This window comes from Ruegeria sp. HKCCA6707, assembly GCF_013033515.1.
Taxonomy (GTDB): domain Bacteria; phylum Pseudomonadota; class Alphaproteobacteria; order Rhodobacterales; family Rhodobacteraceae; genus Ruegeria.
Window position 1 is genome coordinate 15,227 of the sequence record NZ_WQEG01000004.1, and the last position, 13,027, is coordinate 28,253.

A 13,027-nucleotide genomic window follows, 5' to 3' on the forward strand; every position below is an offset into this window, starting at 1 on the left:
TGGTTCAGATGTCGAACTTGACCCCTTGGGCCAGCGGAAGTTCGGCTGAATAATTCACCGTATTTGTCTGCCGCCGCATATAGGCTTTCCAGGCGTCCGAGCCGCTTTCGCGTCCGCCGCCAGTTTCCTTCTCACCGCCAAACGCGCCGCCAATCTCGGCCCCAGATGGGCCAATATTGACATTCGCGATCCCGCAATCAGACCCGGCTGCGGTTAGGAATTGCTCGGCCTCGTGCATGTTCAGGGTGAAAACACAAGATGACAGGCCTTGGGGCACGTCATTCTGAATGTCGACGGCCTGATCGAAATCGTCATAGCCCATGACATAGAGGATCGGTGCAAAGGTCTCGGTCTTAACCACTTCGGTCTGGCCTGGCACCTCGACAATCGCAGGTTCCATATAGACCCCGTCCGGCACACCGCTGGTGACACGATTGCCGCCAAAAACGGTGCCGCCTTGGACTCTGGCAGCCTCCAGCGCGGCGGTCATCGCGGCTCCTGCGGCCTCGTCAACCAAAGGACCAACCAATGTGCCCTGGGCCAACGGGTTGCCGATGGGCAATCCGGCATAGGCCTTCTTCAAACGTGCAACCAGATCGGTCTTGATCGAGTTGTGGACGATCAACCGCCGCAGCGAGGTACAGCGCTGACCGGCCGTACCAACCGCCGAGAACACAATGGCCCGCACCGCCATTTCAAGGTCAGCCGAGGGGCCGACGATCATTGCATTGTTGCCGCCCAATTCCAGAATGCATTTGCCGAAACGCGATGCTACAACCGGGGCCACCGCACGGCCCATCCGGGTTGAGCCGGTTGCCGAAATCACCGGGACATGTTCGCTGGCCACCAACGCCTCGCCCAGTTGCGTACCGCCAATGAGTGTCTGTAGCAGACCCTCGGGCGCATCGCCGAACCGCGCCACTGCACGCTCAAAGATCTTCTGGCAGGCCATCGCCGTCAGTGGAGTCTTTTCTGACGGTTTCCAGATCACCGGATCCCCGCAGACAAGCGCCAGCGCCGCGTTCCAGGACCAGACGGCAACAGGGAAGTTGAACGCCGAAATCACACCAACCGGCCCGGCAGGGTGCCAGGTTTCCATCATCCGATGGCCCGGGCGTTCAGATGCGATGGTCAGGCCATAAAGCTGCCGGGACAGACCCACTGCAAAGTCGCAGATGTCGATCATCTCTTGCACTTCGCCCAGACCTTCCGAGGTGATCTTGCCCGCCTCCCAACTGACCAGCGCGCCCAGGTCATCCTTGGCCGCGCGCAGCTCTTCGCCCAGCAGGCGGATCAGCTCACCGCGCTGGGGCGCAGGCACGATGCGCCAGGATTTGAACGCCGCCTTGGCACGGTCGAACACGGCATCCATCTCGGACAGCGGTGTTTCATGCACCTCACCCAGCAGGCTGCCATCGATCGGAGAGGTAACGGCCAGTGTTCCACCCGTCAGCTCTGCTGCGCTCAACCCCAAATTCTGCAAAATCTGCTCTGCCGTCATAACAACATCTTTCATCGCTTAGGCCGCCTTGTTCTGTTCGGTGACATCGCCAGCCCGATAGAGCTGACCAAATTCGGTGTTCAGGAAGTCGTCCAACCGGACCTGCTCTTGCCGCACAAACCCGTTTTGCGGCAGCTTGCCTGTGCGCATCAGATCAACCGCGCCCAGCACGCCTGCAGCTGTTGTGATCTGAATGGCGCTCCAGGTTTGACCGTTGATGTCGCGCGCAAAGCTTTTGTTGATCAAAGATTTTTCGCGCAGGGTCCCGTCGATTTTGCCTTTGGCCGTACAATAGACAAGAACCACGTCTTGATCGGTGCGTGGCAATGCCGTCTCGAATATGCCTTTCAGCAGATCCCGACGCTGCGCGAGCCCGAGATCATGCAACAACAGTTTGAGGATATCACAGTGACCGGGATAGCGGATCGATCGGTAGGACACCGCCCGCGCCTTTCCTTCCAGCGTTTCCGGTAAAGTCCCGAGCCCGCCCGAAGTATTGAAACACTCGTATTCAACCCCGTCATGACCGATCCGTTCATAATCTTCGAGCGGTGCGGTCTTGACGCGTTCACCATTCACGATGGCATCGCACGGGTTGCAATATTCATTGATCAACCCGTCTGTCGACCAAGTCAGATTGTATTTCAACGCATTGGTCGGGAACATCGGCAAGGCACCAACACGCATATGCAGGCTGTCGATCTGGTCAAACTCAGCCGCCAACGCAGCGCCCGCGATACCAACAAAGCCCGGGGCCAGACCACATTGCGGCATGAAGGCGGATTTGCTGCCATCGGCCAACGCGCGCACGGTGGCAGTTGCCGCGACATCTTCGGTCAGATCGAAATAATGTGCCCCTACAGCCTTGGCAGCCGCTGCAATGGCCGGAGTAAGAAAGAACGGAGCCGCCGAGATGATCGCGTCAAACCCTTCCAGCGCCGCTTTCAGCCCGGTCTCGTCCGTCGCGTCGATCTGGCGAGTGGGGACGCCCATGATTTTGAACGCCGCAAGCGCCGTCAAATCATGGTCTGCCACCGTCACCGAATAATTGCGGGATTGCTTCAGCAAAGTGGCGATCATCTGCCCAATCTTACCACCGCCAAGAACACAAATATTCCAGGTCATGCGCTGCCTCCTTACGCGTTTACTCCAGTATGAGACGCGAAATGTCCGAGGTGCAGGGACCACAGTGACGAATTGGCCGGTAATAACGTCAATATGTCGGATTTTTCGACTTTATGTCATCTCGCCTACGCCGTCACGCAAGTATCGCAATAAGACATCACCACAAAAATTTTTCACCTAATCGTTGAAAGTTAACTATTGACCAATGCGTGGCCTGATTAATCTAACCCTGCGCAAACGTGTCTTTTTTCGGCGCATCCCATTGCAACACAGATTTTAGAAACCAAACGTTAGATCGAATTAAAAAACTGAATATGTTAAGAATTATTATTGTTTTGGGCGCCGTTTTTGGCCCAAGCCTTTATCGCGCCCTTGAAGTCGAGCTCCTTGTTTCCAGCATGACTTCAACGCCACGCCATGCGTTCGTTGAAACGCTTCGAAACGACTTTATTCTGCTGGTGCCGATCTTGCTTTTGCTGCTGGTTTCCGCGGCATCGAGGCGGAAAAACATAGCGGTCGGGTGCTTTCTGGTGGCCATTTTCTTGCTGAGCTTGATCTTCCTCGATGTCCTCATTTCGCAGCAATATGGGCAGCGTTTGACCGTATCCGACATTGGAAAGTTTGGTTCCTACTCGCTGACCTACCTGTTTGACTTCAAACCTCTTACGCTGATCGCGATTGCATCGACTTTGGTGGCTTTTTGCTGCGCGGTTTTCTGTGTCTGGCGCCTGTTGCAAAGTACTAGGATCAGTCACCATACGGCAACAGCTTTGGGGATTGTCGTCGCGGTTGCGGGCATCCTCGTCTGGAACATGCGCGAGACCGGATATGTGCATTACCGTCTTTTCCAGAACGTCATTTCCTACACCAGACAGATCTTAGCGAGTTTCGGGCCTATAGTGCCGAGTTTCGCGGCACTCTTTCTGATCCATTCGAACCGATATGCTCTGACGCCCCAAGGCTTGCCGGGCCTTTGGTTATCTACATGGTCGAATCCCTTTCGTCTTATCAATCTGGGTTTTTCAGCGGACTGAATGACTGGACACCAGAGCTTGACAAACTGGCCCGTGAAAACCTTGCCTTGGGCAATTTCCTGGCCAACGGCTTTACGACCGAAGATGCCGAGCTTTCGCTGTTGACCGCCGAATACCCGATCTATCCTCCGAACACCCTGACCGACGGAGGAAACACCCATTTCGCCGGATATAGGGCTGCAAAAGACTCGGTGGTATCGGCATACGCTGCAAACAATTATGACAGCTATTTCCTGACCACCTCTGATCTCGAGTTTTCATCAACCGGAGAATGGGCCGACGCATTGGGGTTCGAGACGGTCCATGGCAGTGAAGCCAAATTCTATGAAGGATGGCCCCGCTATCATTTTGATGCGGCACCCGATGCCGCTTTGGTCGAGCGGATCATCGACGTCATACAAGGCGCCACCGTGCCAACGTTGATCTTTGCGAAAACGGCTTCCAGCCATCATCCGTTCGTCGCGCCAGACAGTGGTATCCGCTCGGAAGAACAGGTTATCCGCTATGTCGACCGGCAAATCGGCGCGCTATACCGCCATCTTTCAGAAGCTGGCTTTTTCGAAACAGGCCATCTGATAGTTTTGGGTGATCATCGCGCGATGCGCCCGTTACTCGGCCAAGAGGTCGACAGATACGGGTACGAAAAAGCCTATACCCAAATACCCGCTGTTGTGATCGGGCCGGTTCTTGCCCCCGATTCTAAACGTGTCGATACGCAATTCAGCCAAGTCGACATTGCCAACAGCCTCGTGGCATTGGCTGATGCCAAAGCCTGTACCAGCCCGATCCGAGGCATGATCTGGGGCGAAAACGCATCGGCGCCCAAATACACACTGCATCGCCGCGGAGACCATCGAAACCAGTTCAGTGTGTTTTCAGGCGAACGGTTGGGGGTCGTTACGTTGAACGGTGACAGAACCCATTTTGAGGGTGCCGATTTCGAGGAAAACGAAGCTGCCGACATCGTGCAGTTCCTCAACTTCAAACGTGTTCAGGCCGACGCCGCAAACTCACAGCAGTGATCGCAGCCTAGATGTCGTTGGGAAGATCTCCACGCCGATCAACTGAGCGTCAAAGCCATAGACCTCAGACCTGTGCGCGGCGTTTTGGGGTCTTGGCCTCTGGCGTCGAATATTCGGTGATCAGATCCGCAAGCTCGGGCCGGCACGAGCCGCAATTTGTGCCCGCCTGAAGCGCTTCGCCGATTTCAGCGACGCTCAGATGGCGCTCGTCTTGTATCGCGCTGATGATGGTCTTCAGCCCAACGCCGAAGCATGAACAGACAACCGGCCCGCAATCGACCTGATCCAGCGCAGCGCGTCCCGACAGCAGTTGATAGGGGGCCACATCTGGCAGGGTTGCAAGATAGTCGCGCATCAACGAGATCGGTTGCGACGAAACATACAGTGCGGCCAAAACCCGGTGATCATTGGACAACACAATCCGATACGCGCCGCGTTTCGGGTCTTCGATCACGGTTGCCGTAGCATCGGGCAAGTCAAACCACGCGCGCGCGGTAACTTCCCAATCATCAATGGCGTGACATCCCGCCAATTCGGTTCTGTACCCGTTGTCGGTTTTTGCCAAAGCCCAATAATCCGAAGACGGAGCAGGCGCCGAAACCGATACTGCGAACCCATACCATGCCGCTTGCATGGGCTTTACGGACACAGCCGCCGCTTTGCTTTCCGGCTGACCCGAGATCGGATCTGTCACGCTGGGCACCAAGGCATCGACACGCGCAGCAGGCGCGGTTTCACCCGTCCAGTGGATGGGGGCAAAGACCTGCCCCGGCGTGACCGCATCGGTGATCCGCAACCGGAAGATACCTTTGCCAACCGCGCTTGTGATCTCGACCAGATCTGCTGGGGCAAGGCCCAATTTCTTCGCGTCCTCCGGATTCACCTCGACATAAGGTTCCGCCAGATGGGCAGACAAGCGCGGCGACAGGCCCGATCGGGTCATCGTGTGCCATTGATCGCGGTTGCGCCCGGTGTTCAGCACAAATGGATAGGTCTCGGAAGGCGCTTTCTGAGGCGGGCGATGGGAAACGGGAAGAAGACGCGCCTTGCCGTCGGGGTGAAAGAACACTCCATCCTCAAAGAAGCGTCCACCGGTTCGTTTCGCAGATACGGGCCAGCGTGTAGGCGCAAGCTCGGCATAGTCATCCTCGGTGATATCCGAGAGGCCAGAAATGTCGAAATCCTTGCCGAAAGACCCCGCGAGCGACGACATGGCTGCATATTCGCGAAAGATCTGCGCTGGAGAGTCAAAACTGAACGCCTCGTCCCAGCCCATACGGCGTCCGACCTCAGCCAGGATGTCCCAATCGGCGCGGGCTTGGCCGGGTGGCGTCAGAACCGCGCGTTGCCGGCTGATCGTGCGGTCCGAGTTGGTGACTGTGCCCGATTTCTCGGCCCAGCCTGCCGCAGGCAGCACCACATCCGCAAGGCGCGCTGTGTCTGTCTGCGCGGTCAGATCACTGACCACCGTGAAGGGGCAGTCTTTGATCGCGGCGCTGACCCGGTCCGCATCCGGCATGGTGACCGCCGGGTTGGTGTGAATGACCCACAGCGCCTTGACCTTGCCTTCTTCGATTGATCGAAACAGATCGACCGCTTTTAGACCCTGTTTTTGCGGCAACGTTGGCGCATTCCAGAACCCCTGCACCGCGGCGCGATGGTCTTCGTTTTCGATGTCCAGATGGCAGGCCAGCATATTGGCCAAGCCGCCCACCTCTCGACCGCCCATCGCGTTGGGTTGACCGGTGACCGAAAACGGCCCCATGCCTTCACGCCCGATCCGCCCGGTCGCCAGATGGCAGCTCAGGATCGCGTTCACCTTGTCCGTTCCGCTGGAGGATTGGTTCACGCCCTGGCTGAAGATCGTCACCACGCGTTCCGTTTGCGTCCAAAGCGTGCAAAACCGTTCGATGTCGTCAGGGTCCAAACCGGTGACCGACGGATCATCCTGTTGGGCGGCCTCAAGCGCTTCGGCGAAGCCAACTGTGTGGTCCAGAAACTCAGGCGCGACATGCCCGCCTGCATGGATTTGCGTCAACAGGTGATTGAACAAGGCCACATCGCTGCCGGGCTGCAAGGCAAGGTGCAGATCGGCCTGGCTGCAACTGGCTGTCCGGCGCGGGTCGATTACCACGATCTTGGTGCCCCGCACCTGTCGCGCGGCGATTATGCGCTGATAGAGAACCGGGTGACACCACGCGAGGTTTGACCCCACGAGAACAATCAGGTCGGCCTGATCCAGGTCCTCGTAGGTGCCCGGAACCGTATCCGTCCCAAAGGCCCGTTTTTGCCCGGCCACGGTGGAGGCCATGCACAGCCGCGAATTGGTGTCGATATTGGCCGAGCCGATGAACCCTTTCATCAGCTTGTTGGCGACATAGTAATCCTCGGTCAGCAACTGGCCCGAGACATAAAAGGCGACGCTGTCGGGCCCGTGATCCCTGATCGTTGTGGCAAAGCGATCCGCCACCAGCAGCAACGCGTCGTCCCACGTTGTGTCTTGTCCCAACACACGCGGGGCTAGCAGGCGGTGATCCAGTCCGACAGTTTCCGCCAAGGCCATGCCTTTCGAGCATAGACGCCCGTAATTTGCCGGATGCTCCGGGTCTCCACGCACGGCCAGCCCCCCGGCCCCGTCCGGGCGCAGCAAGACGCCACAGCCGACACCGCAATAGGCACAGGTTGACCGGGTCTCGGGCAGGCCGGTTCCGTCCATCAGGCCGCGCTCCGCCGGGTGACGGCGCTGTCGTCCAGCAAGATGCGGCCGTCTTCGACGCGTACGGGATAAGTGTCAATCCGCCCCTCATCCGCGACCTGCGCCTGACCAGTGTTCAGATCGAACACCCAATTGTGCAACGGGCAAGTCACGGATTGCCCGTGCACGATGCCCTCGGACAAAGGCCCGCCCTTATGCGGGCAGCTGTTGGTGGCGGCAAAAACTTCGGCCTCGGCGGTGCGAAACACCGCGATACAGCCGATATGGGTTTTCACCAGACGTGCGCCGCGCAGGGGCACATCATCGAGGCTTCCGATGTCGATCCAGCTCATTCCGCGGCCTCCAATGTGAAATCTGCAATCGGTGCATAGGTCTTGGCCTTGTCACGCACATGCTCGGCCCAGGGATCCTTGCGGTAGATGCTTTGCGACAGCTCAAACCGCGCAACCAGTGCGGCACGGTTGTCCAGGTCCTCGACGACCTGCGCCTTGACCCAGTCCATGCCGACCTTGCCCAGCCATTTATACAGGCGGTCCAGATACTTGCCGCCTTCGCGATAGGCTTGCGTGACGGCCATGACGACCTCAATCGCCTCATCCTCGGTGGGGACCTGACACAGCAGCTCGGTCTCTTTCACATCCATCCCGGCAGCCCCGCCGATGCTGATCTGATAGCCCGAGTCCACACAGACGACGCCGATATCCTTGCAGGTCGCTTCGGCACAGTTGCGTGGACAGCCCGAAACGGCCAGCTTGAGCTTGTGCGGTGTCCAGGACCCCCACAGGGTTTTCTCAAGCTTGATGCCAAGCCCGGTGCTGTCTTGCGTGCCGAACCGGCAGTGATCAGTGCCAACACAGGTTTTCACCGTGCGCAGACCCTTGGAATAGGCGTGGCCCGAGACCAAACCCGCATCGTTCAGGTCCGACCAGATCGCGGGCAAGTCCTCACCCTTAACGCCCAGCAAGTCGATGCGCTGGCCGCCTGTCACCTTGACGGTGGGCACATCGTATTTGTCGGCGGCGTCTGCGATGGCACGCAGCTCATCCGGCGTGGTGATCCCACCCCATATACGCGGCACAACGCTGAAAGTACCGTCCTTTTGGATATTGGCGTGTTTGCGTTCGTTCACGAACCGGCTTTGCGGGTCGTCCTGATATTCCAGCGGCCAATCGGCCAGCAGGTAATAGTTGATCGCCGGGCGGCAGATATGACAGCCATTGGGTGTTGTCCAACCCAGCTCCTGCCAGACGGCAGCCTGGCTTTTCAACTCCTGCCCCTTGATCAGACGGCGCACATCCTCGTGGGTCAGATCAGTGCAGCCACATACCGGCTGCGCCGCTGGCATCTGGAACTCATCACCCAGTGTAACCTGCAACAATTGCTCGACCAGCCCGGTGCATGTCCCGCAGGATGCGCTGGCCTTGGTGCTGGCCCGCACCGCGCCCAGATCACCGGCCCCTGCTGTGATCGCTGCGACAATCTCGCCCTTGCATACGCCGTTGCAGCCGCAAATCTCCGCCTCAGGCGGCAATGCTGCAACGGCTGAGAGAGGGTCCGCAGTATCGCCCCCCTGATAAGCCGGGCCGAAGATCAGCGTCTCGCGCATTTCGTCAATGTTTGTGCCGTCTTTGATCAGGCCAAAGAACCAGCTGCCATCGGCCGTGTCGCCATACATGACCGCGCCAACCAGCCGGTCCTCTTCGATCACCAACCGCTTGTAGACGCCGCGCGACGGATCGCGGAACACAATGTCTTCGCGCCCGGGGCCATCGGCAAAATCACCCGCGCTGAACAGGTCGCACCCGGTGACTTTCAACTTGGTCGAGAGCGTTTTCTGAACAAATGCCGCGTCCTGCTCCATCAGAGCCTGCGCGGCCACCTTAGCCTGATCATAAAGAGGCGCCACAAGGCCAAAGACCGCACCATCATGTTCGACACATTCGCCCACCGCATACACATCCGGGTCCGAGGTGAGCATCTGGTCATCAACATGAATACCACGCCCCGTGGCCAGGCCGGCCTCCTGCGCGAGTGTGGTGTTGGGCCGGATGCCCACCGCCATCACCAGCAGGTCGCAGGGCAATTCCGTGCCGTCCTCCAACAGCAACGCCCGTACTTTGCCGTCCTGGCCCAGGATCTCCTTCGAGTTCGCCTGCAGGCAGATCTTGATGCCTTTCTCCTCCAGCGACTTCTTCAGAAGGTAACCGGCGGCCTCATCCAGCTGACGTTCCATCAAGTGGCCCATGATGTGCACCACTGTCACGTCCACCCCATGCGCGGCCATGCCCGCTGCGGCCTCAAGGCCCAGCAAGCCGCCACCGATCACGACAACCTTGTTATCGGGACCCATACCCATCATCTGCTGCGTATCTTCCAGATCGCGATAGGCGATCACACCGTCCAGATCATGACCGGGCAGAGGGATGATGAACGGGTTTGACCCGGTGGCAATCACCAGTTTGTCGTAGGGCACATGCCCCTTCTCACCCTCGACCACCTTCATTTCACGGTCGATCTTCGCAACCTTTTCGCCAAAGCGGCAGGCCACGCCACGCTCGGCATACCAGGCATCGTCATGGGTGACGATCTCGTCATAGGTTTTCTCACCCGACAGCACCGGGCTCAGCATGATGCGGTTATAGTTCCCGCGCGGCTCGGCATTGAACAGGGTGATGTCGAACGCATCCGGCGCGTTGTCGGTCAGGGTTTCCAGAACCCGACCCGAGGCCATGCCTGCGCCGATGACAACAAGTCTTTGTTTCATGGTTTCACTCCGCTGCAATCGCCTTGGGGGCGGGCGATTTCGGCTTGGCGCCGTGTTCGTATTCTTCCAGGAAATCCAGAACTTCCTGCCGATAGGCGTAATAATCGGGATGCTCCAACAACGCCTTGCGGGTGCGCGGGCGCGGCAGATCGACGTTGGTGATCTTGCCGATGGTCGCCTGCGGACCGTTGGTCATCATCACCACCCGGTCAGCCAGCAGGATCGCCTCATCGACATCATGGGTCACGCAGATCGCGGTCACCTTGGTGCGCGACCAGACCTCCATCAGCACTTCTTGCAACTCCCAGCGGGTCAAGCTGTCGAGCATCCCAAAGGGCTCATCCAGCAGCAGGAGTTTGGGCGACAGAGCAAAGGCGCGGGCGATGCCAACGCGCTGCTTCATGCCGTTCGACAGATCGCTGGCGGATTTGTCCATCGCGTCGGCCAGACCGACCCGTTCCAGATAGTATTCGACCACATCTTGCCGCTCGGCCTGGCTGGCCTTGGGATAGACCTTGTCGACCCCGATCGCCACGTTCTCTTTGGCGCTGAGCCAGGGGAACAGGTTGGGTGACTGGAAGACCACCGCACGTTCGGGATCAGCGCCTTCAACGTGACGCCCATCCAGTTTAATCGCGCCTTTCGAGATCTCGTTCAGTCCGGCCGCCATGGTCAGAACCGTGGACTTGCCGCAGCCTGAATGGCCGATCAGCGAGATGAACTCACCCTTGTCGATCTTCAGATCGAAATCTTCAACCACGGTCAGCGGTCCCTTGGGTGTCGGATAGACCTTGTGCAGTTGCGAGAAGTCCAGGAACCGGTTTTCGATCATCCCGGCCTGTGCCTCGGCTACTGCAGCGGGCACGCCGTGGATCGGGGTGACATCAGGCAGCAGACGCGTGCCTTCAACCTTGGCCTCGATCCCCACATCCATCAGGTATTTGGTGACATCAGCACGCAGACGCTTGAACGTCTCGTTGTTGTTCATCGCCCCCCGTTCACGCGGACGCGGGATTGAGACGCGGAATTCCTGCCCCAGCGTGCCATCAGGGTTCAATGCGATGATACGGTCGGCCAGAATGATCGCCTCATCCACATCGTTGGTAATAAGCACGCAGGTTTTCTTGTCGGCTTCCCAGATATGTTCGATCTCATCGGCCAGATTGGCGCGGGTCAGCGCATCCAGTGCTGACAGCGGCTCGTCCAGAAGCAGAACCTCGGGGTTCATCGACAGGGCGCGCGCCACGTTGACCCGTTGCCGCATCCCGCCCGACAGTTCCGCCGGACGGCGCGTCGCGGCGTGGCTGAGGCCCACCATCTTGACGTAATGCGCGACCTTCTCGGCTTTTTCCGCCTTGCTGAGACCCGGGAACACAGTGTCCACCGCCAACCCGACATTGCCATTGACCGTCAGCCACGGCATCAGCGAATAGCTTTGAAAGATCACGCCGCGTTCTGGGCCCGGGCCCTTGATCGGTGCGCCTTTGAACGTGACCTCACCCGATGTGGGGGTATCCAGCCCTGCCAGCAGGTTGATCAGCGTGGTCTTGCCGGTGCCGGAAAAGCCGAGGATGACCAGGAACTCACCCTCTTCTACATCCAGGTCGATGCCCTTCAGCACATCGGTGCGTCCGGCGCCCTCACCAAAGGATTTCGAGGCGTTTTTGATGCTTAGAATACCCATCATACTCACCGGTTATTGGTAAAGGTAAACAGGGATTGCAGCGCGTACATCACCCGATCCAGCAGGAAGCCGATGATGCCGATGGTCAAAACCGCAACCATGATCTTGGCCAGCGACTGAGACGAGCCGTTCTGGAACTCATCCCAGACGAACTTACCAAGGCCAGGGTTCTGCGCCAGCATTTCAGCGGCGATCAGAACCATCCAGCCAACACCAAGGCTGAGGCGCAGACCAGTGAAGATCAGCGGCAGAGCCGAGGGCAGAACCAGCTTGGTGATCTTGGTATAGGTGTTCATTTTCAACACCTTCGAGACGTTCACTAGATCCTTGTCGATGGATGCCACACCCAAAGCGGTATTGATCAGCGTAGGCCAGAGCGAACAGAGCGTGACGGTGATAGCCGAGACCAGGAAGGACTTGGCGAACCAGCCATCCTGCGTGACGTAAACGGCCGAGACAACCATGGTCACGATGGGCAACCATGCCAGAGGAGAGACCGGTTTGAAAATCTGGATCAACGGGTTCAGCGCTGCATTTGCGGTCGGCGAAAGGCCCGCCGCGATACCAAGCGGCACGGCGACAACCGTGGCGATCAGAAAGCCGAAGAACACGGTTTTGATCGAAGTCCAGATTTGCGCGTAATAAGATGGCGCGCCGGTGAAGGGGATATCTTTCACCTTCTCAGGCTGGCCCCGGTCGATAAAACGCTGGTTGCGTTTTTCGACGCGCTCTTCATGGGCTGCCCGTTTTTCAGCGGTCGCTTTCGCCGCTTCGTGCAGGTTGACCGCTTCGGTCCAGACTTGCGCCGGGCCGGGGATCGCCCCCAGAGAAGTTTGGACCTTTGGGGCCAGCGTGCCCCACAAGACCAGAAAGGCCGCAATGGCCAACAACGGCACGATCAACAGACGCCAGATTTCGCTGACTTGTGCCTTGGGGTTATCGCCCGCAGCAGCCTTCAGGACAGGCGTCAGCCAAGCAAGGCCAAGCACCTGAAACCATTTGTCGGCCTGGTTGATACGTGTGAACAAACGCTCTTTGCGCTGTTCAGAAGCTAAGGAACTGGGGTCGATCGCGGTCATGTGTCGGGTCCTGCTTTGTGGCGGGAAGTTGGATGGAGGGATCGCGCATCAGTGATGCCGGGGCGGGGAAGGATTTGAAGAATCCTTCCGCCGCAAGCCATC

At 58.5% G+C, this 13,027-nt stretch carries 9 protein-coding genes; 2 read left to right on the forward strand and 7 right to left on the reverse strand.

Translation table 11 applies throughout. From position 1 onward, the window contains the following. Positions 1-4: 4 nt before the first annotated feature. Both GOW40_RS11005 and GOW40_RS11010 read right to left on the reverse strand, forming a co-directional pair. A complete protein-coding gene (locus GOW40_RS11005; RefSeq protein WP_371731846.1) occupies positions 5-1,501 on the reverse strand; it encodes an aldehyde dehydrogenase family protein in 1,497 nt (498 codons plus the stop codon). An 18-nt stretch (positions 1,502-1,519) separates the two neighbouring features. Continuing rightward, a complete protein-coding gene (locus GOW40_RS11010) occupies positions 1,520-2,626 on the reverse strand; it encodes a saccharopine dehydrogenase family protein (RefSeq protein ID WP_171230967.1) in 1,107 nt (368 codons plus the stop codon). Between the two features lie 314 nt (positions 2,627-2,940). On the opposite strand from GOW40_RS11010, the gene GOW40_RS11015 reads away from it, so the two are divergent. Together GOW40_RS11015 and GOW40_RS11020 are read left to right on the forward strand one after the other, a co-directional pair. Then, positions 2,941-3,660, forward strand: coding sequence for a hypothetical protein (locus GOW40_RS11015; protein ID WP_171136623.1), 720 nt, complete (start codon positions 2,941-2,943; stop codon positions 3,658-3,660). Further along, positions 3,612-4,682, forward strand: coding sequence for a sulfatase-like hydrolase/transferase (locus GOW40_RS11020; RefSeq protein WP_171132353.1), 1,071 nt, complete (start codon positions 3,612-3,614; stop codon positions 4,680-4,682). The genes GOW40_RS11015 and GOW40_RS11020 overlap by 49 nt, the downstream gene beginning before the upstream one ends. A gap of 64 nt (positions 4,683-4,746) precedes the next feature. On the opposite strand, the gene GOW40_RS11025 is transcribed toward GOW40_RS11020, so the two are convergent. From GOW40_RS11025 to GOW40_RS11045, 5 genes are read right to left on the reverse strand one after another with little or no spacing between them, the layout of a single operon-like run. Beyond that, a complete protein-coding gene (locus GOW40_RS11025; protein WP_171132355.1) occupies positions 4,747-7,398 on the reverse strand; it encodes a nitrate reductase in 2,652 nt (883 codons plus the stop codon). Then, complete coding sequence (gene nirD / locus GOW40_RS11030) at positions 7,398-7,730, reverse strand: nitrite reductase small subunit NirD (RefSeq protein WP_171230968.1); 333 nt, start codon at positions 7,728-7,730, stop codon at positions 7,398-7,400. The genes GOW40_RS11025 and nirD overlap by 1 nt, the downstream gene beginning before the upstream one ends. Further along, positions 7,727-10,162 (reverse strand): nitrite reductase large subunit NirB, encoded by a 2,436-nt coding sequence (nirB, locus tag GOW40_RS11035; protein WP_171136625.1) that lies wholly within the window; start codon positions 10,160-10,162, stop codon positions 7,727-7,729. Before nirB ends, nirD begins: the two co-directional genes overlap by 4 nt. A 4-nt stretch (positions 10,163-10,166) precedes the next feature. Then, positions 10,167-11,846 carry an ABC transporter ATP-binding protein gene (locus GOW40_RS11040; protein WP_171097723.1) on the reverse strand — a complete coding sequence of 560 codons (1,680 nt, stop codon included), beginning with the start codon at positions 11,844-11,846 and terminating at the stop codon, positions 10,167-10,169. A gap of 5 nt (positions 11,847-11,851) precedes the next feature. After that, a complete protein-coding gene (locus GOW40_RS11045) occupies positions 11,852-12,925 on the reverse strand; it encodes an ABC transporter permease (RefSeq protein ID WP_171097721.1) in 1,074 nt (357 codons plus the stop codon). Between the last annotated feature and the right edge of the window lie 102 nt (positions 12,926-13,027).